Below are 22217 nucleotides of genomic sequence, written 5' to 3'. Positions count from 1 at the left end.
CCTTCTGTCACGTAGCAAAGGGGACCATAATCCATGAGCCGGAAAAGACCGACCGTCGCAGACCTGCGCGCCATGAAGGGCAAGCGGCAACTGACCATGCTGCGCGTGCTGACAATGGACGAGGCCGAGGCCGCCGAGCGCGCCGGCGTCGATATCGTCTCGGTGCCGCCGGAGCTGGTGCTCAATCCGGAATACCGTGATGCGGCACCCAGCCTGTTTACCATGCCGGGTGAGAATTTCTTCGAGATCGGCACCGCCGACGATTTCGTCCGCTGGGCGTTCCGGCTCTACAAGGCGAGCGCCGATGCGGTCTATTGCAGCGCCGGCTATGCCACCATCAAGCGGATGGCCGACGACGCCATTCCGGTGATCGGCCATGTCGGCCTCATCCCGTCACGCGCCACCTGGACCGGCGGCTTCAAGGCCGTCGGCAAGACCGCCGATACCGCCATGCAGGTGTTCGAGGCGGTGAAGCAACTGGAGGCCGCCGGCGCGATCGGCGCCGAGATCGAGGTGGTGCCGGTCGAGGTGGCCAAGGCGATTTCGGAACGCACGTCGCTGATCATGTTGTCGATGGGGGCGGGCACCGGCTGCGATGCACAATACCTGTTCGCAGACGACATCCTCGGCCAGAACCGCGGCCACATGCCTCGCCACTCCAAGGTCTATCGCAATTTCGCCGCCGAATACGATCGCCTGCAGGCCGAACGCATCGCCGCCTTTTCCGAATATGTCGCCGATGTGAACAGCCTGGCGTATCCCGAAGATAGGCACGTCGTGCACATGGACCCGGACCAGCTTAGCCTGTTCCTGGAGAAGATCGAAGCCGCATGAGACACGCCTGCAACAGCGCGAAGCGCCATGGCGGATCGTAGAAGGCCGGATCGGCGGCAGGGCCGGGTCATCGCGTAGCCGGCTGCGATGCCACACGAAAGTTTGTTGGTCCATGTCTGGACGGCACCGGCCAGATGCTGTTGAAACCGGTGCGTCATCGGTTTGCCAGAAGATTGTGCGGTTGCTGATGGAGCGGGTGAAAATTCCCTTCGGATAGTTCTGCGCATGACCGCCATTCCCGAAAACCAAGCCTTGCCCGAAACCGCGACGGCGGCGCGGCAAGCCCGGCGGGTGGCGCTGATCGTCGCCGTCGCCTTCTTCATGCAGCTTCTGGATTCGACTATCATCTCGACCTCGCTGCCGCAGATGGGAGAATCCTTCGGCGTGCCGGCGGTGGCGATGAGCATCGGCATCACCGTTTATATGCTGACCATGGCGGTGTTCGTGCCGCTGTCCGGCTGGCTCGCCGACCGTTTCGGCGCGCGCAACATCTTCCTTGTGGCGATTGCCCTGTTCACGCTGGCCTCGCTCGTTTGCGGCATCTCGCAGAACCTGAGCCAGTTCGTTGCCGCGCGTGCGGTTCAGGGCCTGGGCAGCGCGCTAATGACGCCGGTCGGCCGCATCCTGGTGCTGCGCAATGCGCCGAAATCCGAGCTTCTCAACGCCACGGCGCTGATCACCTGGCCGGCGCTGTTTGCGCCGGTGGTCGGGCCGGTGCTTGGCGGCTTCATCACCACCTATCTCTCCTGGCACTGGAATTTCTTCATCAACATTCCGCTTGGGGTTGCCGGTTTGGCGCTGGTCGCCCGCTTCATTCCCGACGACCGCGAAGCCGGCGCCAGGCCGCTCGACTGGCCGGGCTTCCTGCTGACCTCTGTGGGGCTCGCCGCGATGCTCTACGGCCTCGAGCGCATCGCACATCCGCAAGAGGGTATGTTGCCGACCGTGGCATTGCTCGGCACGGGCATTTTGGTCGGCTGGCTGGCGGTGCGGCATCTGCGACGCGCCAATCATCCGCTGCTCGATCTCACAGCTTTCAAGGTGCAGACCTTTGCTATCTCGACGCTGTCGGCCGGCACGATTTTCCGCATCGCCATCAACGCCACTCCATTCCTGCTGCCGCTTTTGTTCCAGGTGGGCTTCGGCCTGAGCCCGGTCGATGCGGGCATGATGATCCTGGCCTATTTCCTCGGCAATCTCGGCATGAAGGCGGTGACGACGCCGACGCTGAGGCGCTTCGGCTTCCGTTCGGTGCTGATCGTCAACGGGGTGATCGCTTCCTTGACGATCATGGCCTGCGCGGCGCTTTCGCCGCAGACGCCGCAAGCATTGGTGGTGGTGCTGATGCTGATCGCCGGACTGTCGCGCTCGATGCAGTTCACCGCGCTCAACACGCTGGCCTTCGCCGATGTGGCCTCACAGCAGCGCAGTTCGGCGGCGACGTTGTCCAGCATGCTGCAGCAGGTGGCGATGCTGTTCGGCGTGGCGGTGGCGGCGGCACTGCTCAACCTGTCACAGATCGCGAGAGGCGCGGCAGCGCTCGATCTCGTCGACTTCCGCCTTGCCTTCCTGGTGATCGGCGCAATCGGGCTCGTCGCCTCGTGCCGCTTTCTGGCGTTGCCGAACGCTGCCGGCGCCGAGGTCTCGGGCCATGTTTTGCGGATTTGACGCAGGACCTGCGCGGCGAGCGCGGACATGAATTCTGCCTGCTCCGCTCGTCCTGGAGCGAACCTTCGCCAGCGGTCCGATCAGCGCGATCAGTTGCAAAAGGGCTTGAGTTCCAGGCATTGCGCCAGCCTCGCCAATCGGTGCGTCCAACCGCAGAATTTCCTCGCAAGCCGGCCTGCAATGCACGGATTCATTTGACGAATTGGTCTTGAGCCGATTAGCTTTCGTTCCGATGGCCGCAGAGGGAGCAGGGCGTAGCCATCGCGGGTGAAAGCGGGCAATGAACGCGACCGGCTGGCTGAACTGGAGAAGCCTGAACCAGGAGGGCATTGTCTTTGCCATCGCGGTTGTGCTGTTCATTGCCGCCGCGATCGGACTGCCCGGGTTTATCAACTCGAACAATCTCGTTGCCATCGTGCGCTCGGTCTCGGTGCTGGGCATATTGGCGCTCGGCATGGCGGTCGTCATTATCGGCAGAGGCATCGACCTGTCGGCGGTGGCGATCATGGCGATGTCGGTCGCCTGGTATCTGCAACTGCTGAATTCGGGAACATCCGACGGGCTGGCCTTCGCCTATGTGCTCGCCGGCGTTCTCGCCATCGGGCTGTTGAACGGAATCCTGGTCGCCTACGCCGAGGTTCCGGCGATCTTCGTGACGCTGGCGACCGCGTCCTTCGTTTTCGGCTATGTGCGTTCACAACTGATCACGCAGGACGCCGTGCCGGTGCCGCCCGGCCATTGGGTCGAGCTTCTTGGCGGACTGCGCTTCCTCGACATCCCGGTCGAGGTTTTTGTCTTCGCCGGGCTGGCTTTCGCCTTCTTCCTGTTTCTGCGCTACACCAAATGGGGCCGCTACGTCTATTTCGCCGGCGACAACCCGGTCGCGGCGCGCAACATCGGCATTCCAGTGCGCCCGATGCTGGTGCTGCGCTACGTGCTGTCGGCCCTGGTCTCGCTGGTGGCCGGCCTGCTCACCGCCGCCAGCCTGCATTCGATCAACACCCGCATTGTCAATTCCACGCTGCTCTACGACATCGTGCTGGTGGCGGTGATCGGCGGCATCGGTCTGTCGGGCGGGCGGGGCGGGGTGCGCAACGTGCTGGTGGGTGCCGCGCTGATCGGCATCCTGCTCAACGCCATGACCATCATCGACATTCCGCTGCTCTATCAGAACCTGATCAAGGCAGCGATCCTGCTGGCGGCGATCATCGTCGACGGGTTCATCAATCCGCGCGACGAGCAGACCGCCCAGCAAGGCGACATTTAGACTGACGCGAACGGTTGGCGCCGGCCGCGAACGACAACGACCAAACCAGAGGATGTGACATGAAAATCATCAGGACATTTATGGCTGCCGCGGCAGCGCTTGCCGTCTCCGCCTTCGTGGCGCCAAGCTTCGCCGCCGAGGATCCGGGTCCGGCCGCCTATTCGCAAGCGCTCAAGGGCAAGCGGGTGATGCTGGTGCCGATGGCGATGGGCTTCGACCTGGCACAGGGCTGGGCGCATTACCTGAAGACGGAGGTCGAGGCCTGGGGCGGCGTGTTCGAGACGCGTGACCCGAACTGGGTGGTCGACGCCGGCGCGCAGGCGATAACCGACGCGATCTCGTCTGACACCAGGCCGGACGTGCTGATCATCCACTCGCCGGACCTCAACTCCTATGCCAAGCTGATGAAGAAGGCGCAGGCGGCAGGCACCTATGTGCTTTTGGTCGACAATCCGGCGAACTTCCCGGCCGATGCCTTTGTCGGCAGCGACTGGGATCGGCTCGGCCAGCTGGAAGCCGAAGCGGCGATCAAGGGTTGTGGGCCGAATTCTTCCAAGAAGATCGGGCTGGTGCAGGGCGACCAGGCCAACTCGTCGAGCCTCTACCAGTATGCCGGCATCATGAAGGTGCTGGACAAGAACCCCGATTTCAAGGCCGTAGCCAAGCCGGACTCGAACTGGGATGCGACGACCTCGCGCAATGTGACGACGACGATGCTACAGCAGAACCCCGACATCTGCGCCATCATCGATTTCTGGGACGGCGACGCGACGGGCGCATCGGCTGCGATCCGCGATGCCAAGCTCGAGGGCAAGGTGTTCCTGGTCACCACCGGCGGCGGCGAGAAAACCGCCGACTGCGACAAGCTGCAGGACGGCACCTATGGCGCGGTGGTGATGACCGACCTTGCCCGCCAGTCGGGCGATATGAACGCCGTCATAAAATTCCTGTTGCAGAGTGGCCAGCCCGCCGGCACCTCGCACACCTACATCTATACGCTGGAGAAAGCGACGACCAAGGCCGACCTCAAGCCAGACAGCTGCTGGGACTTGAAAGCACTGCAAGCGGAGGCCGCGGCGAAGTAGGCCGGCTTTCCTGAGCTCGGCGCTGCCCCTCATCCGCCTGCCGGCACCTTCTCCCCGTATAGTGACGGGGAGAAGGGATACGCTCCAACGCTGGCGACCCCCTCTCCCCGTCTCTATACGGGGAGAGGGTAAGGGTGAGGGGCAGCGCAAACCTGAGGCGAGCGTCCTGCGGATAGCTCGGCCGATTTTTCCCTTTTCTCTCGAATAGCAGCAACCCATGTCCTTTCGCGAACGCCTCCAGTCCTGGCGCTACAATCTCGTGCCCGACCACCTCCTCGGCGAGATACTGAGCAAACGCTGGACTGATAACGCCATTCCGTTCCTGGCGCTGGTGGCGACGCTCGGCGTGTTCGGTTCGATCATCCCCGGCTTCTTCAAGCCGATGTCGCTGCAGGAATCGACCCGCCAGCTCGGCGAGTTCTCGCTGGTCGTCACCGGCATGACGGTGGTCATGCTGGGCGGCGGCATCGACCTTTCGGTCGGCTCGATCTTCGCGCTGTCCTGTTTTTCCGCCGTGTTCGTCTTTTTCATCCTCGAACAATCGGTGTGGCTGGCGCTGGCCGCCTCGATCGCCACCGGGCTGCTGTTCGGCGCGATCAACGGTTATCTGATCGGCTATTTCAGGCTGCGCGCTTTCCTGACGACATTGGTCACCTTCATCTTCGGGCGGGCGCTGTTCGACATTTTGGTCACCACTTATGCCGCCGACGTCCAGCTTTCCGATGCCACATCGGATGTGCTGGACTTCATCGGCGACGACACTTTCTGGGGCCTCTCGGTTGCGGTGTGGGCGGCGATTATCCTGGCCATCATTACCCATGTCGCGCTGACACGCTCGCGGCCCGGCTGGCATGTGCAGGCGGTGGGCGGGTCGCGGCGATCGGCCCACAATGCCGGCATCCGCGTGCGCCGCACCGTGTTCATGACCTATGTGTTCTCCGGCTTCTGCGCCTCGCTCGGCGGCTTCCTCATCGCTTGCCGGCTGAGCGGGGCAGGGCCGGGCACAGGCCTCAACCTCGAGGTCATGGCACTGACAGCGGCGGTCGTCGGCGGCGTCAGCCTGGGCGGCGGCCGCGGCTCGGTGATCAAGGGGCTGATGGGCGCGATCATCGTGCTGACCATGACAAACGGGCTGATCCGGCTGGGCTATGGCACCGGTACCAACCAGATGGTTCTGGGCATCATGCTTGCCGTCGCGGTCACCATCGACATTCGCTGGCTGAAGAACCGCCACAAGGTTCTGGACGAGGTCTATGTCGCACCGGTCTATTTGAAGATGGGGACAACGCAGTCGGCGGCACCAGGCTCAGGCACGCCTTACGAACTCGACAACCGGTTGTCTGAGGCTGACCATATCGGGCTCGGCGAGCTGGAAGGGCCGGAAGACGTCATCCTCGACCGCGACGACCATCTCTATTGCGGCACCAGGCATGGCGAGATCGTCCGCTTCTTCGCGCCGGACTACAAACGCTCGGAGGTCTTTGCCCATATTGGCGGCTTTCCGCTCGGCCTGGCCTTCGACAAAACAGGCAATCTGATCAGCTGCGTCGGCGCCATGGGCCTCTATTCGGTCTCGCCGGAGCGGGAGGTGAAACGGCTTTCGGCGGAAACGTCGCGCTCCTGGACTTCGATCGTCGACGATGCGCGACTGCGAGACCCCAATGACTGCGACATCGCGCCGGACGGCCGCATCTACTTCACCGATTCCACCAAGCGCTATGACGCCCATGACTGGGCGCTGGACTCGATCGAGAACCGCGCCACCGGGCGGCTGCTCGTCTATGACCCCAAGGACGGTTCGACGAAGACGCTGCTCGACGGCTACCGCTATACCAACGGCGTCTGCATGGCGCATGACGGCAGGTCGCTGTTCTTCGCCGAAAGCTGGGCCTGCCGCGTGCATCGCTATTGGCTGGAAGGGCCGAAAGCAGGCACCGCCGAATGCGTCATCCGCGACATGCCGGGCTACCCCGACAACATCAACCGCGCCTCCGACGGCAATTACTGGATGGCTTGGCTCGGCATGCGCACGCCGAGCTTCGACCTGTCGCTGCGCCATCCCGACATGCGCAAGCGCATGACGCGCCGGCTGCCGCAGGACGAATGGCTGTTCCCCAACATCAACACCGGCGGTGTGGTGAAATTCAATGAGAAAGGCGGCATCGTCGAAGCGATGGGCGACCTGTCGGGCGCCGCGCATCCGATGGTCACCTCGATGCGCGAGCACAAAGGCTATCTGTTCGTCGGCGGTATCCTGAACAACCGGATCGGCCGCTACCGGATTGCCGGTGCCGATCCAAACTGGACCAGCCCCGCTTCCTACTGGGGAGCGAAGCCATGATACTGGACCCGATCCTCGACATCTTTCGCGGCAAGGCGGTGACAATCCCGCCGCTCGATGGCGCCTTCAGGCCGAATACGCTGCTGGACGATGCTCCGGCTTTTGCTGAACTGCCGGAGCCTGACAATCTGCTGATCGCTGACGGCCGGCTGCTGGCCTCCAGCGGCAATGCCATCTACGCGGTCACCGCCGGCGGCGCGCCTGTTCTGGTCGAGACATTTCCGGCCGCGGTCACCGCGCTTGCGCGCTCGCCCGCCGGAGAGCTGACGGTGGCGCTCGAAAGCGGCAAGCTGTTAATCGCGGGCAAGGAGGCTCGCCTGCCAGCCGAGATCCGCTGCATTACAGCACTCGCCTATGCAGAAGATGGCACGCTTTGGCTGGCTAATGGCTCGGCCGGCCACGCGCCGTCGCAATGGGCCGCCGATCTGATGAAGAAGGGTGCGTCGGGTTCGCTGTGGAAGCGCGATCCGGCAGGCAGCGAATTGCGCAAGCTCGCCGGTGACATCGCCTTTCCCTATGGGCTGCATCCAACCAGCACGGATGTGCTGGTCAGCGAGAGCTGGCGGCACCAACTTGTCCGCTTCGATGGCGCAACGGGCAGCCGCTCGACGGTGCTGGCGCATCTGCCCGGCTATCCCTCGCGCCTGTCGTCTGCCGTCGGTGGTGGTGCCTGGCTGGCGCTGTTTGCGCCCCGCAACCGTCTGATCGAATTCGTGCTGCAGGAAAAGCACTATCGGAACGACATGCTGGCGCAAGTGCCGCCGCAGCACTGGATCGCGCCGGCACTCGCCTCGAATCGAAGCTTCCTCGAGCCGCTGCAATGCGGCGGCATCCGCACCATGGGCATCCACAAGCCATGGTCGCCGAGCCGCTCCTACGGGCTTGTGGTCAGGCTCGATCGGGAGATGCGGCCGCAGTATAGCCTGCACAGCCGCGCCAACGGCACGCGTCATGGCATCTGCAGCGTGGCGGAGAAAGACGATCGCCTGTTCATTGCCTCGAAAGGCGGCGATTGCCTGCTGGCTATCGACCTGGCTCCAGAAGGGCATCGCTGATGGAACCGATTGTCCGCCTGGAGAACGTAACCAAGACCTATCGCGGCGTGCCCGCGGTGAAGAATGTCAGCTTCGAGCTGCGCAAGGGCGAGATCCACGCCCTGCTCGGCGAGAACGGCGCGGGAAAATCGACGCTGACCAAGATCATCGCCGGCGTCGTCGACGCGACCTCGGGAAAGATGTTCCACAACGGGCAGGAGATCGCCTACGCCTCGCCGCACGCGGCGCTTGAAGCCGGCATCGCCATGGTCTTCCAGGAGACCAGCCTGGTGCCGTCGATGACGGTGGCGCAGAACCTCTATCTTGGCACCGAGAGCTTTCTCAACCGGCTGCGCGGCACCTACATCTCGGCGCAGCAGTTCCTGCAGTCGTTGAACTTCCCGGTCGACCCGAACGCCATGGTGGCGACGCTTGGCGCGGCCAAGCGGCAGATGGTCGAGATCGCGCGCGCCGTCCACCACAATGCCGAGATCATCATCTTCGACGAGCCGACGGCGACGCTGACGCCGGAGGAAAAGCGGCACTTCTTCGCACTGATCCGTCGGCTCAAGGCAAGGGGTGTGTCGATCGTCTTCATCAGCCATGCGCTCGAAGAGGCGCTCGATATCGCCGACCGCATCACCATCCTGCGCGACGGCGAACTGGTGATCACCGACGATACCGCCGCTTTCGATCGCAACCGGATCGTCGCGGCCATGGTCGGGCGGACGCTGTCGGGACAGCTCTACAGCCAGCGCGACGAGACCAGGTTGCGCAGGGCCGGCAAGAAGGTGCTGTCGGTGCAGGACATCTCGATGAGCAATGTAGTGCGCAACAATTCCTTCTCGATCTTCGAGGGCCAGATCACCGGCGTGTTCGGGCTGATCGGCTCGGGCCGCACCGAGACGTTCAAGATCGTCTCCGGCATCTACAAGCGCGACTTCCTGCGCGGCGGCACCATCGAACTGAACGACCGGCCGGTACGCTATCTCGTGCCGAGCGAGGCGGTGGCGGACGGCATCGTCTATGTCACCGAAGACCGCAAGAGCGAGGGGATATTCGAAACGATGGACGTCGCCGAGAACCTGTTCGCCGGCTTTTTGGCGGCTGGACGGGAAAAGAGCTTGGTGATCAATGCGCAGGAGATGCGGGCGCTGTCGGCCGAATGGACGAAGACGCTGAACGTCAAGGCGATCAACGACAATGCGCGGGTGGTCGAGCTCTCCGGCGGCAACCAGCAGAAGGTGGTGATCGGCAAGGGGCTGGTGCAGAAACCGCGCATCGTTATCTTCGACGAGCCGACGCGCGGCGTCGATGTCGGCGCCATCGCCGAGATCCACCAGATCATCAACCGGCTGGCCGACGAGGGCCTGGCCGTCGTCGTCATCTCGTCCTACCTGCCGGAGATCATGAACCTGTCCGACCGCATCCTGGTCTGCCGGCAAGGCCGCATCGTCGAGGAGTTCTCGCCGGCCGAAGCGACGGAGGAGAAGATCATGTATGCGGCGGTGCATTAGTCCCTTGGCGTAGAAGTTGACATGCCAAATAGTCTTCGCATTGTCGGATTGCATGCCATGGAGATTGGCAGAAACGCCCATCGCTTCGTCATCCTGGGGCGAAGCAAGGAGCGCAGCGACGCGGCGCAGACCCCAGGATCCATGCCGCGACCACAGAGTGCTACCGCGGTGCAGAATTCTGCTCCGCTGCACCTTTCGGCTGAGGTTACGGCATGGATCCCAGGGTCTCCGCGACGGAGCTTCGCTCCTGCTTCGCCCAGGGATGACGACGTTGAGACGCTTCGGCCGGCCTTCAAGGTCTTGCCTCAGCGCGTCAATTGCTGATTTATCCGAGACGATTAGCCACTTTTTCTCAAGACCTGATTCAACGACCTCTCTCATCGATTCAAACGAAAAGGAGCCTGCCATGGCCACCACAAGACTGCTGACCGATGCCGAGGTCGAGGCTAATCCCGCCGTGAAGGCCGTATTCGACGATATCCGCGCGACGCGCAAATCCGACTTCGTCAACAATTTCTGGCGCGGGCTGGCCAATGATCCGGTCTCGCTGAAGCGGGTGTGGGAGCAGCTCAAGGCGGTGATGGTCGCAGACAGCGCCATCGACCCGCTGACCAAGGAGATGATCTACATCGCCGTCTCCACAGCCAATGGCTGCTCCTACTGCGTCCACTCACACACGGCGGCAGCACGGGCCAAGGGCATGACCGAGGCGCAGCATGGCGAGTTGGTGTCGATCATCGGCCTGGCCGGACAGACCAACCAGATGGTCACGGCGCTGCAGATTCCGGTCGATCCGCAGTTCGAGGTGAGGTGAGGGGCGAGGGGCGGGGCGCTACACCGGCCGATATACCTTCTCCGCCGTGTTCCAGAAGATATCCGCCTCTGCAGCCGCGCCGTGCTTGCCCACCGCTTCCCGGTGCGCCCTGATCAGCTCGACGTGGCTGGTCCACAGCTTCTCGATCGGGAAGTTCGAGCCGAACATCAGATGGTCGCTGCCGAGGATGTCGATGGCGGCGTCGACGATATAGCTGATCAGCGCCGGGTCGTTGCGGTGGACGAAGGTGCCGAGGCCGGACAGCTTTGCATAGAGGTTTGGTGCCGCTGACAGCGTGCGCAGGCCGGTCTTCCACGCCTCGGTGGTCTCCGGCTCCATGTCGGTCAGCATACCGGCATGAGTGAGGACGAAATTCGTCTCGGGGTTCTCGCCGACAAGCGTCAGCCCATCCTTCATCTGGGCGGGGAAAAGCTGCAGGTCGAAGGACAGGCCGTAATCCTTCAGCCGGGCGATATTGGCCCGCACCTTTGGGTCGATGACCTGATCGGCCGAGGCAGCGAAGCGGAAGGCCGGCGTTTGGTGCCAGTGCAGCTGCATACGCACGCCGCGCAACAGCGGATATTTTTTCAGCCGGTCGATCTGGGGACGCACATCGTCGACCGTCATGTCGGCATAGCCGACGATGGCGTGCGGCCAAGCGGTTTCTTCGGCGGTCTTCTGCAGGAAAGCGACCTCTTTCTCGAAATCCTCCTTGGCCCAGTTGGTCTGGACATAGACCGCCTTCTCGACGCCTGAACCTTGCTGGTCGGCGAGGAATTCCTCGATCGGATAATCGCGGCGGATCGGCTCGTAGGGGCCAAAGATGCGCGGCACCATCGGTCCGACGAGCCAGGGCTGGTCCTTTTGGCGCCAGATGTGGAAATGCGCGTCGATCGCCTTCTGCATCACAAAACCCTTTTCCAGATTGCCGCGGCCGCCGGAGCGGGGCGGGCGAGCGACAGGATGAACTCGGTGAGACCGGCAATTGAGGAGCCGTCGACCAGGTCATCCAGCACCGGCAGGATGGCGCGAAGTGCTGCCGTTGCCGGCCGGAAGCGCGGATCGCCGGCCAGCGGCGTCGCCAGCGAAAGCCGAAAGGCGCGGGCGCTCAGCCGGCGCATCGCGATTTCCAGCTCGGCATGGTCGCCGCGCTCCAGCGCATCCGACAGGATGACGATCGCCGCCCCGCGTGCAAAGGCGGAGAAGCGCGGCACCGATAGAAACACGAGCAGCGTCGGTCCCATGCGGGTGCCGCCGTCCCAGTCGTCGACGTGGGCAGCGGCGCGGGCCAGCGCCTGGTCGCGGTCGCGAATGCGCAGCGCGGAGGTGATACGGGTCAGCCGTGTGCCGAAGGTGAAGACCTCCGCCCGGTCGGCGCCTTGCACTGCCGCGTGTGCCAGCTTGAGATAGTCCGATGTGTAGAGCTTCATCGAGCCGGACACGTCGATCAGGATGAGAAGCTTGCGCGGCACTGTCTGCCGCCGGCGCAGCAGCGGCGAGGGGATATCGCCGTCGGCATTGACGATTTCGCGCAGCGAGCGGCGCAGGTCGAGCTTGCCGCGCGCATGCGTGCGCACGGTGCGGAAGGAGCGGCGGGCGGGCAAAGCGGTGGCGAGCTTGCGGCGGAAGGCGGCAAGCCCGTCGCTGTCGCGGCTGAATTCGCGGACGCTCAACTGTTCGCTGGCCGAAGACAGTTCGCCGCCTTGCTCCTGGCGGATTACCTCGATTTCTTCTTCGCCCGTTGCACCATCGTCCTTGATGCGGGTTTCCTCGTCGCTGTCGCCTTCGACCAGCGCCGCGGCGTCCCCATAGAAATGGTTCCGGAAATGCGCCTCGAATTCGTCGCGGCGATCGGGCGGCGGCGCCAGCGTGGCAAGCGCCGCTTCGCGGATGTCGGTCATCGAACGGGGACCGAGCAGCGTCACCGCTTGCATGAAGCCGGAGACCTGCTCGGGCGCCACCGCAAAGCCGTAGCGGCGCAGCAGCCGGCCGAAGCCGAGGAAGGGCGCCGCTCCTCGAGGCAGAGCCGCAGGGCTCACGCCAGCGCCTCCTCGACAATCTTGCCGAGCTCCGTCGCGATGCAGGAAAGGTCCTCCTCGTCCTTGATCAGTACGCCGATGGCCCGGCGAAACGCTTCCGGCCATGGGCTGCCGCCCTTTTCGAGGATGGTCGCGGCGTTGGCCCATTCGACCGCCTCGGCGATGCCGGGTGGCTTGGCCAACGGACGCGCGCGGATGTCGCGCACGGCTGAGGCAACGGCGCGCGCCGTGGCTCTTGCGACGTCGCCGGCGCGCAGCATGATGATCTCGGCCTCGCGCTCGGCGTCGGGATAGGTGATCCAGTGGTAGACGCAGCGCCGCCGCAGCGCTTCGGCAAGTTCACGAGTGCGGTTCGAGGTCAGGATGACGATCGGCTGCGCCGTCGCGCGAATGGTGCCGCGCTCGGGAATGCTGATCTGGAAATCGGACAGGAACTCCAACAGCAACGCTTCGAATTCATGGTCGGAACGGTCGATCTCGTCGACCAGCAGCACGCGCTTTTCCGGCGCCTTCAGCACCTGCAGCAGCGGCCGCGCTATGAGAAAGCGGTCGTCATAGATGTCGACCTCATGTTCGCCGGCATGGCGGATGGCGAGCAGCTGGCGCTGGTAGTTCCATTCGTAGAGCGCATGTGCGGCGTCGATGCCTTCATAGCATTGCAGCCGCACCAGATCGCGCCCGAGCAGTTCGGCTATCGCCTTCGCCGCTTCCGTCTTACCGACGCCGGGAGCGCCTTCGAGCAGCAGCGGCTTACCCAGCCTGATCGCCAGGAAGATGGCGGTGGCCAGGCTTTCATCGGCGAGATAGCGCGAGGCGGCGAGGCGGGACGCCACCGCCTCCGGCGAGGTCGCGACTGTGTCTGCGTTTGCAGTCTGGGCGCTTCTCTTGGGCATTTCCAGCACTCAGTTCGGAGCGCCGGCTTGTGCCTTCAGCGCCCGCAGGATGCGCTCCGGCGTGATCGGCAGCGTGTCGATGCGCACGCCGACGGCGTCGAAGACGGCATTGGCGACCGCCGGGATCTGCGGGTTGGCGCACATTTCGCCCGGCCCCTTGGCGCCATACGGCCCGTCCGCCGAGGGCCGTTCCAGCACAATGATCTCGGTTTGCGCGAGGTCGCCAGGACCCGGCATCAGATATTGGTTGAAGTCGGTGCCGCCATGGTCGCGGTTGGGATAATAGGGTTCGGTCGTTTCGTAGAGCGCATGGCTGATACCCATCCATGAGCCGCCGACGAGTTGCTGCTCGACCATTTTCGGGTTCAGCGCGCGGCCGATCTCAAACACGTTCTTCACCGTCAGCACGGTGACCTCGCCGGTCTCGTCGTCGACCTCGACCTCCGCCACCGTGCAGGCGTGCGCATAGCAGGTCGACGGCTTCATCGCGCCGGTTTCTTTTTCCGGGTAGGAGCGGGGGATCAAAAACATGCCGCGGCCGGAAATCGAACGGCCGCGTTTGAAATGCGCCGACAGCGCGACATCGAAGATCGAGATCGATTTTTGTGGCGCGCCCTTGACCAGGATGTTGCCTTGGCCGTCGGTCTCGAGGTCCGAGGCGTTTACCTCAAGTTCCTCGGCCGCCACTTCCAGCATCACCTGGCGGGCTTCCCTGGCCGCCTGGATAACCGCATTGCCGGCGCGGTGGGTGCCGCGCGAGGCGAAGGTGCCCATGCAGTGCGGACCGGTGTCGGTGTCGGCGGTGTCGACGACGACGCGGTCGGTCGGCACGCCGATCGTCTCGGCGCAGATCTGCGCCATGATCTGCTTCATGCCCTGGCCGAGATCGACACTCGACAGCGTGACCATGAAATTGCCGGTCGGCGTCGAATGCACCAGCGCCTGCGTCGGGTCGCCGCCGAGATTCATGCCGGTCGGATAATTGATCGCGGCGACGCCGCGTCCGCGCCTGATCGCCATCTCAAGCTCCCTTCGCGTAAGACGACATCGCCATGAACTTCTCCGCCACCGGCCAGTTGGCGGTGCGCGAAGCTTCCTGCATGCACTCGATCAGCGCCGCCCCCTCGGTCGGCTGGCGATGCGCCTTGATGTCGCCGTCGCGGTAGGCGTTGAGGAAGCGGAATTCGAGCGGGTCCATGCCGATCAGCCGGGCGAGCTTGTCCATCTGCACCTCCAGCGCGAAGTCGCCGATGGTGACGCCGAAGCCGCGCATCGCCGAGGACGGGGTGCGGTTGGTGTAGACGCAGTAGGTGTCGATCCAGACATTCGGGATCGTGTAAGGACCGGGATAATGCCCGGCGCCCTTCTGCGCGCCGTAGGGCGAATGGCGCGAATAGGCGCCGGCATCGGTGTAGCCGGCGACTTTGCGCGCCACGATGCGGCCGTCCTTCATCACGCCGTCCTTGATGACGACTTTCTCGGCGGCGCGCGGCGAGGAAATCTGCATCTCTTCCTCGCGGCTATAGACAAAACAAACCGGTCGTCCGGTTAGTTTTGCGCCGAGGATGGCGATCGGCTCGACGATGACGTCGACCTTGCCGCCAAAGCCGCCGCCGACAGTGCCACCGACAAAATGCAGCTTGTTGCCGGGCATCTGCAGGATGACCGAGGCGTTGTCGAGGGTGAAGAACATCGCCTGCGTGTTGGTGTAGCAGGTGAAGCGGTCGTTGCCCTCGGGTGCCACGATGCAGCCTGTCGTCTCGGTCGGCGCATGCTCGATCGGCGAAGACTGGTAGATCTGTTCGAGCACGTGATCTGCCTCGGCAAAGCCTGCCTCGACATCGCCGAAGCGCACCTTGCGGCATTCGCCGCTGTCGTAGAGGTAATAATTCCGGCCGTGATATTCGTTGACGATCGGCGCGCCGGGCTTCAGCGCTTCCTCCATGTCGAAGACGGCCGGCAGCACCTCATACTCGACCTTGACCTTGGCAGCCGCCTCCTGCGCGGCACGCTCGGTCTCGGCCAGCACCGCCACCACGGCCTCGCCCTTCCAGCGCACCTTGCCGTCGGCCAGAACCGTTTCGTCCTCCGGCCCGATCTGGATCAGGATCAGGATGGTGTAGACATTGTGCGGCACATCCTTGGCGGTCAGCACCTTGACGACACCCGGATGCCTTTCCGCCTCGGACGTATCGATGCTGCGGATGCGGGCGTGATGGTGCGGGCTGCGTACCATCTTCAGGTGCAGCATGCCGGGAAAATTGCGGTCGGCGAAATAGGCGGTCTTGCCGGTGACATGGCCGGGTGAATCCGAACGCGGCCGTGGTTGGCCGATCTCGTGCAGATCGTCCTTGCGCTGGTCGGCGAAATAGCTCTTGCGGAGTTCCATCTTTTTAACTCCCCTCAAGCCGCATTCTGCGAATTGGACCGTGCGGCGGTCAGCACCGCCTGGATGATCGGCTCGTAACCGGTGCAGCGGCAGATATTGCCCGACAGCGCCTCGACCACGTCCTCGCGGCTGGGGTTCGGCGTGTGATCGAGCAGCACCTTGGCGGCCATGATCATGCCCGGCGTGCAGAAACCGCATTGGGTCGCGAAGGCGTCGAGGAAAGCGCGTTGCAGCGGATGCAGCACGCCGCCTTCCGAAAGGCCTGACGTTGTGATGATAGTGGCACCATTGCAGGCCTCTGCCAGCGTCAGGCAGGAGAGCCGGAGTTCGCCATCGATGACGACCGAGCAGGCGCCGCAGGTGCCTTGATGGCAGCCGCCCTTCGGCGAGGTGTCGCCGATCTTGTCGCGCAGCGCATGAAGCAGCGTCGTGCCGCTGTCGATGAATTCGGCCTTTTCGGCACCATTGAGCGTGAACTGAACCGGGACCTTTGCCATCTTTTTTACTCCTTGCGCCGCGGCCAGGCGGACATACGCGCCACGGTCTTTCAGGCGAGCAGCAGCCGACCGAGATGGACCGGTAGGACTTCGTTGCGATACCAGGCGCTGGCGATCGGATCGGTTGGCGGCGAAGTGCCGTCGCGGGCAACAGCCAGTGCCGGTGCGATGCCCTCGCTGGTGAGTTCCCGGCCAATCAGGGCTTCCTCCGCCGCCCTGGCACGGATCGCCCGGTCGGCCATGCAGCCGAGCGCGATCCGCGCGGACGACACGGTGCCGTCCGGCGCCTGTTCCAGCACGGTGGCGATGCTCAGCACCGAAATGCCCTTTGGCTTGACCCTCGACACTTTCAGGAAGCGAAAGCCGTCTTCCTTCGGAAGCGTGAAGCCGACCGCAGTGACGATGGCGTGGTTGCTTTCGCGTTTTGCCAGGAAGGTTTCGATCGGCAGTTCGCCGTCGCTGGTGCTGACATTTGCGTTCAGAGCCAGCAGCGCAACGGTGAAATCGCCGTAAGGCGTGGGCGCGAAGAGATTGCCGCCGACGCTCGCCATGTTGCGGATCGCCGGTCCGCCGACGGCGCGCGCGGCACTGGCCAGCGGAGCGAGATCCGCATGGCGGGCGATTGCTGCCATGGTCACCGAAGCGCCAATGCGGACCGTGTCGCCGGAAATGCGGATGACCGACAGCGCCGGTTCGGTCGACCTGACGAAACCGGAAATCGACACGTCGCCTTCATTGACGGCGCGCACGACCAGCGTGCCGCCACCGAGATAGCGGGTGCCGGCTGCTTTCAGCGCCGCGCCGGCGTCCTTCACCGTCGGGAAAGTCTGCAATGCAAGCGCCATGGAACGCTCCTGTTTGTCAGCTCAATTCAGCTCAACCTTGCCCGCGAAATGCGCCTTCAGGGCGTTGAAGCCGCCCTGGAAGACGTTGGCGCCCATGCCTTCGGCCAGCTTGTCGGCTTCTTCGGGAGGGGCGTCGAAGCTGGCGGTCCATTCGGCATAGGTGCGGTCGCCGTCGGTCACCCGCCGCAACTGCAGCGTTGCCTTGTGGTTGGTGAGCGGTTGCGGCGTCTCCAGGATGGAGTAGCTGACGAGAAAATTTTCGTCGGAGAAATCGAGCAGCTTTTCGCGGAGGCGGGCGCCGCTGGCGAGCTGGAAATTGCGCACGCAGCCGATCGTGCCGGCGTCCTTGCCGTCCTCGATATGGCTTTCGACCATGCGTGGGTGCCAGGTCGGCAGACCGTTGAAGTCGCGTATGCGCGCCCAGACCTTTTCGACCGGTGCGTCGATGACGCTGGAGATGGTGACTTTCGCCATATGATCGTTCCCTTGCAAATCAGCTGCTTGGGAGGGTAGGGCGGCAGGCTCGGCAGCGCTTATCAATGCGTCTTGAACGCCTATCAAATAGTCTGAAAAACGGGCGCTCAGCTGATCGCCCGCGCCGCCTCGCGGTAAAGCGTCGGCGGGACGCCGACATGGTCGCGGAAGAAGCGCGAGAAATTGCCTTGCGTGGTGAAGCCGAGATTGCAGGCGACCGAGATCAGCGGCTCCTGCGACCACTGCAACTGCCGCACCGCTTCCTCCATGCGCAGCGTGTTCCAATAGACGTTGGGCGTCAGATTGGTCTGTTCCTTGAACAGCGCGAAGAAATGCGGCCGCGACAGGCCGACGCTGCGCGCCACGTCGTCGAAGCAGATGCGCTCGCAGACATTGGCTTTCATCAGCTGGATCGCCTTGCGGACGCGGAAATCCTGCATGGTGTTGACGCGGGCGCGCACGGTCTGCGGTGCGGACGCGTCGGCGGCGTCGAGCACGCTGTCGATGAAGCGCTCGATCTCGTAATTGGCGATATCGTCGATGCTCTCGTTGTCGCTGAGATGGTCGAGGAGGTTGGCCGCCGCCTTGTGCAGCCAAGGCTCGAGCGTGATTGCCGGGCTCGCGAACAGCGGCGCGGAGGAAGGCAGCTCGCGGCGTTTTCGAGCCCAGTCCGGATCGATGTAAAAGGCGAGGAACAGGCCAGGCGTGCCGTCGCGCGACAGAGCGTGGCTGTGCGGCTGGAAGGAATTGATGCCGGCGGCGGTGCCCGGTCCAAGCCGCACAGTCTCGCGGCCGATGGTCATCTCGCCGGCCGTGCCTTCCAGCCAGATGATGATATGCGCCTCGACATGGGCATGGGTGACGAAGTCGCTGGCGACGTTCAGGACAGAAACATGTCCGAACCGGCCCCAGTAGAGCCTGATCGCTTCCGTCATGGGTATATCCTCCAGCAGGCGACTGGCCTCCCTTCGCCTGCTGCGAGCGATTGTGCGGCTCAGTCTGGGCTTGCGTCAAGACGGGATGTGCCGAGCTTGACGCCTGCTTTGCCTTGCGTTGGCGGATTTTCAGACTCGGCGATAGGAGCGCGTCCCCTTCTCCCTGTGGGAGAAGGTGGATCGGCGCGCTAGCGCCGAGCCGCTTGAGGGGTGTTGGAAGAAATGAGGCGATGCCAAGCTGGAGCACCCCTCATCCGTCGCCTTCGGCGACACCTTCTCCCACAAGGGGAGAAGGGGACGTTGGGGCTTGAACGTCAGTCGTTGCGCCTGAAATTGCGGATGCGGTCGAACAGCACGGCGAGCAGGATGGCGCCGCCGATGAACACGCCTTGCCAGAAGGCATTGATGCCGAGCAGGCCGAGGCTGTTGCGGATGACCTCGATCAGCGCCGCGCCGACGACCGCGCCGAAGGCTGTGCCCATGCCGCCGGCCAGGTTGGCGCCGCCGATGACGGTGGCGGCGATCACCTGAAGCTCCATGCCGTTGCCGAGATTGGTGGTGACCGCGCCCAGCCAGCCGGTCTGGATGATGCCGGCAAGGCCAGCCGCCAATGCCGAGATCATGTAGACGACGACCTTGATCTGGCGCACCGGAACGCCGGTCAGCGTTGCCGCATGCTCGTTGCCGCCGATGGCGAAAATGTGCCGGCCGAATTTCGTCCAGCGCAGCACAAAGCCGGTGATCAACGCCAGCACGATCATGTAGAGCACCGGATTGGCGATGCCGAACACCCAGGCGCCGCCGCCCAGCGCCAGCAGCTTTTCATGGTCCGGCCCGAACTGGAAGACGACGGTGTTGTTGGAGGCGACCATGGCTAGGCTGCGCGCAATCGACAGCATGCCGAGCGTCACAACGAAGGGCGGAAAGCCGAGATAGGCGATCAAGACACCGTTGAAGGCGCCGATGATCAGCGCTGTCGCGATCGCGGCGCCAATGCCGATCTCGATGCCGTAACCGGCATGCATGGTCACGGCCAGCACCATCGAGCACAGGCAAAGCACCGAGCCGACCGACAGGTCGATACCGCCGGTGATGATGACGAAGGTCATGCCGAGCGCCACGATGGCGACGAAGGTGACGTTGCGGGTGATGTTGTAGAGGTTCTTGGTCGTGGCGAAGGAATCCGTGGCCACCGACAGGAACAGGCAGGCGAGGATGACCGCGATCACCACCCAGAAGGTCTGGCTGGCAAACACCTTGCTCAGCAAGGTGTGCTGCTTGTGCGCGATCGTCTGATCAAGGGTGACTGCCATTATCGACCTTTTTTACTCTGGTTGAGGCGTCAATCATACCTGTTCGATGGCGCCGGTGATGAGTCCGGTGACTTCTTCCGGCGAACTCGATGCGATCGTCTTGTCGGCAACCTTGCGGCCGCGCCGCATGACGATGACGCGGTCGGCGACGTCAAAGACGTCGGGCATGCGGTGGCTGATCAGCACGACGGCGATGCCCTGGTCGCGCAAATGGCGGATCAGGTTCAATACCTCGGCGACCTGGCGCACGGAGATCGCCGCGGTCGGCTCGTCCATCAGCACGATCTTGGCCTGCGAAAGCATGGTGCGGGCGATCGCCACCGCTTGCCGCTGGCCGCCCGACATTTGTTTGACCAGGTCGCGCGGGCGCGTTTCGGATTTCAGCTCGGCGAAGATCTGGCCGGCACGCTTGTACATCGCGGCATAGTCGAGGATGCGAAGCGGCCCGAGGCCGCGGCGCAATTCACGGCCGAGATAAACGTTGGCGGCGGCCGTCAGATTGTTGCACAGCGCCAGGTCCTGATGGACGATTTCGATGCCGTGCTGGCGCGCCTCGACCGGCTTGTGCAGGATCAACTCCTTGCCGTCCATCTGCATCGTGCCATGGCTCGGTGGGAAATTGCCGGCGATCATCTTGACCAGCGTCGACTTGCCGGCGCCGTTGTCGCCCATCAGGCCGACAACCTGTCCGGCCTCGATCGACAACGAAACGTCGTTGACCGCCTGGATGGCGCCAAAATGCTTCGAGATGTTGGTGAGTTCGAGAACCGCCACCAGCCTTCTTGCCTCCCCGTGCTTTGCGGCCTGCGGTTCTGCCGCGGCCTTTCGCTCTCCCCAGTTCCTCCCGGAGGCAGCGATTTTGCCCATTTACGCATAAGCCACCTTGGCGTCAACCACGGCCTCTTTCGAAAAATCAGTTTTGTAGGACAAATAGCATTGACGTCGGTGACAAGGCGATATTAGCTAAGTGTCGGAGGAGCTTGCGCCGGTCTCCCGGGTTGCCGGAAGGAATCGGTGAGGGTTTGTCGGTCAGGGATTTGGTAGCCAGCGATATCTGTCGGCGCCGGTCTGAGACTGAAGATGAAAATGCTTATCGACCTGGCTTGGCGACACGAGTGCGACGTCCTCTGTCATCTTGCTCCGGGTCGATCTGTGTGTGGCGGGCACGTGGTGTCCGTTTGTTTCAAAAGGGAGGACTGACATGAGGAAATCACTATTGCTCGCTGCCGCCGCCGTCATGGCGTTGGGTGCCGGGCCGGCCATGGCCAAGAAACAGCTCGTCATCGTCGTGAAGGGTCTCGACAATCCATTCTTCGAGGCCATCCACCAGGGTTGCGAGAAATGGAACAAGGAAAACGCCAGCTCGGAGTATGAGTGCTTCTACACCGGACCGGCATCGACCTCGGATGAGGCCGGTGAAGCCCAGATCGTCCAGGACATGCTGAGCAAGCCCGATACGGTGGCGATGGCGATTTCCCCGTCCAACGCGCCGCTGATTGCGCAGACTATCAAAAGCGCCAATCCGTCGATCCCGATCATGACCCTCGACGCCGACCTCAGCAAGGAAGATGCGGCGCTGCGCAAGACCTATCTCGGCACCGACAACTACCTGATGGGTCACAAGATCGGCGAATACATCAAGAAGGCTAAGCCGAATGGCGGCAAGATCTGCACCATCGAAGGCAATCCGGCGGCCGACAACATCCTGCGCCGCGCGCAAGGTATGCGTGACGCGCTTTCGGGCAAGGAAGGCCTCGCGGCGCTGGCAGGGGAAGGCGGCTGGACGGAAGTTGCCGGCTGCCCGGTGTTCACCAATGACGACGGCGCCAAGGGCGTGCAGGCGATGACCGACATCCTCGCCGCCAATCCCGATCTCGACGCCTTCGGCATCATGGGCGGCTGGCCGCTGTTCGGCGCTCCGCAGCCCTATCGCGACCTGTTCAAGCCGATGGCCGACAAGATCGCCAGCAACGCCTTTGTCATCGGCGCCGCCGACACGATCGGCGACGAGGTGGCGATTGCCCGTGACGGGCTGGTGACCGCACTGGTTGGCCAGCGGCCGTTCGAGATGGGCTACAAGGCGCCCTCGGTGATGATCGACCTGGTCGACGGCAAGCCGGTCGCCGATCCGGTGTTCACCGGCCTCGACGAATGCACCAAGGACACCGTCGACACCTGCATCCAGAAGTAGGTTCGCAGTTTTGGGGCGCCCGTTCGGCGGGCGCCCCGTTACGCATCGTCCATACAAAACGCACGAGGCGACGCTGCTTTG

At 63.6% G+C, this 22217-nt stretch carries 20 protein-coding genes; 9 read left to right on the top strand and 11 right to left on the bottom strand.

Annotation, left to right across the window (positions count from 1 at the left end; genetic code table 11):
• Positions 1–33 precede the first annotated feature (33 nt).
• The 8 genes from AC0L2Y_RS23950 (at position 34) to AC0L2Y_RS23915 (ending at position 10560) form a co-directional block, all read left to right on the top strand.
• Positions 34–834 (top strand): 3-methyl-2-oxobutanoate hydroxymethyltransferase, encoded by an 801-nt coding sequence (locus AC0L2Y_RS23950; RefSeq protein WP_473559894.1) that lies wholly within the window; start codon positions 34–36, stop codon positions 832–834.
• 225 nt (positions 835–1059) lie between these two features.
• The gene (locus tag AC0L2Y_RS23945; protein ID WP_473559893.1) at positions 1060–2502 is read left to right on the top strand and encodes a DHA2 family efflux MFS transporter permease subunit; all 1443 of its coding nucleotides are present in this window, start codon (positions 1060–1062) and stop codon (positions 2500–2502) included.
• Positions 2503–2782: 280 nt separating this feature from the next.
• Entirely contained in the window at positions 2783–3769 is a 987-nt protein-coding gene (locus AC0L2Y_RS23940) for an ABC transporter permease (RefSeq protein WP_023675789.1), read from the top strand.
• 59 nt (positions 3770–3828) lie between these two features.
• The gene (locus AC0L2Y_RS23935) at positions 3829–4854 is read left to right on the top strand and encodes a sugar ABC transporter substrate-binding protein (protein ID WP_473559891.1); all 1026 of its coding nucleotides are present in this window, start codon (positions 3829–3831) and stop codon (positions 4852–4854) included.
• 217 nt (positions 4855–5071) lie between these two features.
• Positions 5072–7195, top strand: coding sequence for an ABC transporter permease (locus AC0L2Y_RS23930; protein ID WP_473559889.1), 2124 nt, complete (start codon positions 5072–5074; stop codon positions 7193–7195).
• A complete protein-coding gene (locus AC0L2Y_RS23925; protein ID WP_473559888.1) occupies positions 7192–8250 on the top strand; it encodes an SMP-30/gluconolactonase/LRE family protein in 1059 nt (352 codons plus the stop codon). Before AC0L2Y_RS23930 ends, AC0L2Y_RS23925 begins: the two co-directional genes overlap by 4 nt.
• The gene (locus tag AC0L2Y_RS23920; RefSeq protein WP_473559887.1) at positions 8250–9746 is read left to right on the top strand and encodes a sugar ABC transporter ATP-binding protein; all 1497 of its coding nucleotides are present in this window, start codon (positions 8250–8252) and stop codon (positions 9744–9746) included. Before AC0L2Y_RS23925 ends, AC0L2Y_RS23920 begins: the two co-directional genes overlap by 1 nt.
• A 406-nt stretch (positions 9747–10152) precedes the next feature.
• Positions 10153–10560: a carboxymuconolactone decarboxylase family protein gene (locus tag AC0L2Y_RS23915; protein WP_473559885.1), complete on the top strand. Its 408-nt coding sequence runs from the start codon at positions 10153–10155 to the stop codon at positions 10558–10560.
• Between the two features lie 18 nt (positions 10561–10578).
• Here AC0L2Y_RS23915 and AC0L2Y_RS23910 read toward each other — a convergent pair whose 3' ends face one another.
• From AC0L2Y_RS23910 to AC0L2Y_RS23860, 11 genes are all read right to left on the bottom strand, one after another.
• Positions 10579–11466, bottom strand: coding sequence for an amidohydrolase family protein (locus tag AC0L2Y_RS23910; protein WP_473559884.1), 888 nt, complete (start codon positions 11464–11466; stop codon positions 10579–10581).
• Positions 11466–12542 carry a vWA domain-containing protein gene (locus AC0L2Y_RS23905; RefSeq protein WP_473559943.1) on the bottom strand — a complete coding sequence of 359 codons (1077 nt, stop codon included), beginning with the start codon at positions 12540–12542 and terminating at the stop codon, positions 11466–11468. The genes AC0L2Y_RS23910 and AC0L2Y_RS23905 overlap by 1 nt, the downstream gene beginning before the upstream one ends.
• Before the next feature lie 53 nt (positions 12543–12595).
• Entirely contained in the window at positions 12596–13492 is an 897-nt protein-coding gene (locus tag AC0L2Y_RS23900) for an AAA family ATPase (protein ID WP_473559882.1), read from the bottom strand.
• 9 nt (positions 13493–13501) lie between these two features.
• Positions 13502–14512: a xanthine dehydrogenase family protein molybdopterin-binding subunit gene (locus tag AC0L2Y_RS23895; protein WP_352936922.1), complete on the bottom strand. Its 1011-nt coding sequence runs from the start codon at positions 14510–14512 to the stop codon at positions 13502–13504.
• A gap of 1 nt (position 14513) precedes the next feature.
• Positions 14514–15881, bottom strand: coding sequence for a xanthine dehydrogenase family protein molybdopterin-binding subunit (locus AC0L2Y_RS23890; protein WP_473559880.1), 1368 nt, complete (start codon positions 15879–15881; stop codon positions 14514–14516).
• Positions 15882–15895: 14 nt separating this feature from the next.
• Positions 15896–16378, bottom strand: coding sequence for a (2Fe-2S)-binding protein (locus tag AC0L2Y_RS23885; RefSeq protein ID WP_473559878.1), 483 nt, complete (start codon positions 16376–16378; stop codon positions 15896–15898).
• A gap of 50 nt (positions 16379–16428) precedes the next feature.
• Entirely contained in the window at positions 16429–17223 is a 795-nt protein-coding gene (locus tag AC0L2Y_RS23880) for an FAD binding domain-containing protein (protein ID WP_473559876.1), read from the bottom strand.
• Positions 17224–17244: 21 nt separating this feature from the next.
• Positions 17245–17697 carry an SRPBCC family protein gene (locus AC0L2Y_RS23875; protein WP_352481579.1) on the bottom strand — a complete coding sequence of 151 codons (453 nt, stop codon included), beginning with the start codon at positions 17695–17697 and terminating at the stop codon, positions 17245–17247.
• 107 nt (positions 17698–17804) lie between these two features.
• The gene (locus tag AC0L2Y_RS23870) at positions 17805–18632 is read right to left on the bottom strand and encodes a helix-turn-helix domain-containing protein (protein ID WP_473559873.1); all 828 of its coding nucleotides are present in this window, start codon (positions 18630–18632) and stop codon (positions 17805–17807) included.
• Between the two features lie 314 nt (positions 18633–18946).
• Positions 18947–19945: an ABC transporter permease gene (locus AC0L2Y_RS23865; protein WP_352465268.1), complete on the bottom strand. Its 999-nt coding sequence runs from the start codon at positions 19943–19945 to the stop codon at positions 18947–18949.
• A gap of 33 nt (positions 19946–19978) precedes the next feature.
• A complete protein-coding gene (locus AC0L2Y_RS23860) occupies positions 19979–20719 on the bottom strand; it encodes an ATP-binding cassette domain-containing protein (protein ID WP_023675804.1) in 741 nt (246 codons plus the stop codon).
• 427 nt (positions 20720–21146) lie between these two features.
• Between AC0L2Y_RS23860 and AC0L2Y_RS23855 the strand changes: the two genes are divergently transcribed.
• Positions 21147–22136 carry a sugar-binding protein gene (locus AC0L2Y_RS23855; RefSeq protein ID WP_473559871.1) on the top strand — a complete coding sequence of 330 codons (990 nt, stop codon included), beginning with the start codon at positions 21147–21149 and terminating at the stop codon, positions 22134–22136.
• The last annotated feature ends 81 nt before the right edge of the window (positions 22137–22217 follow it).

It is taken from the genome of Mesorhizobium sp. WSM4830 (assembly GCF_055811495.1).
This window is presented reverse-complemented; position numbering and strand designations above follow the sequence as displayed.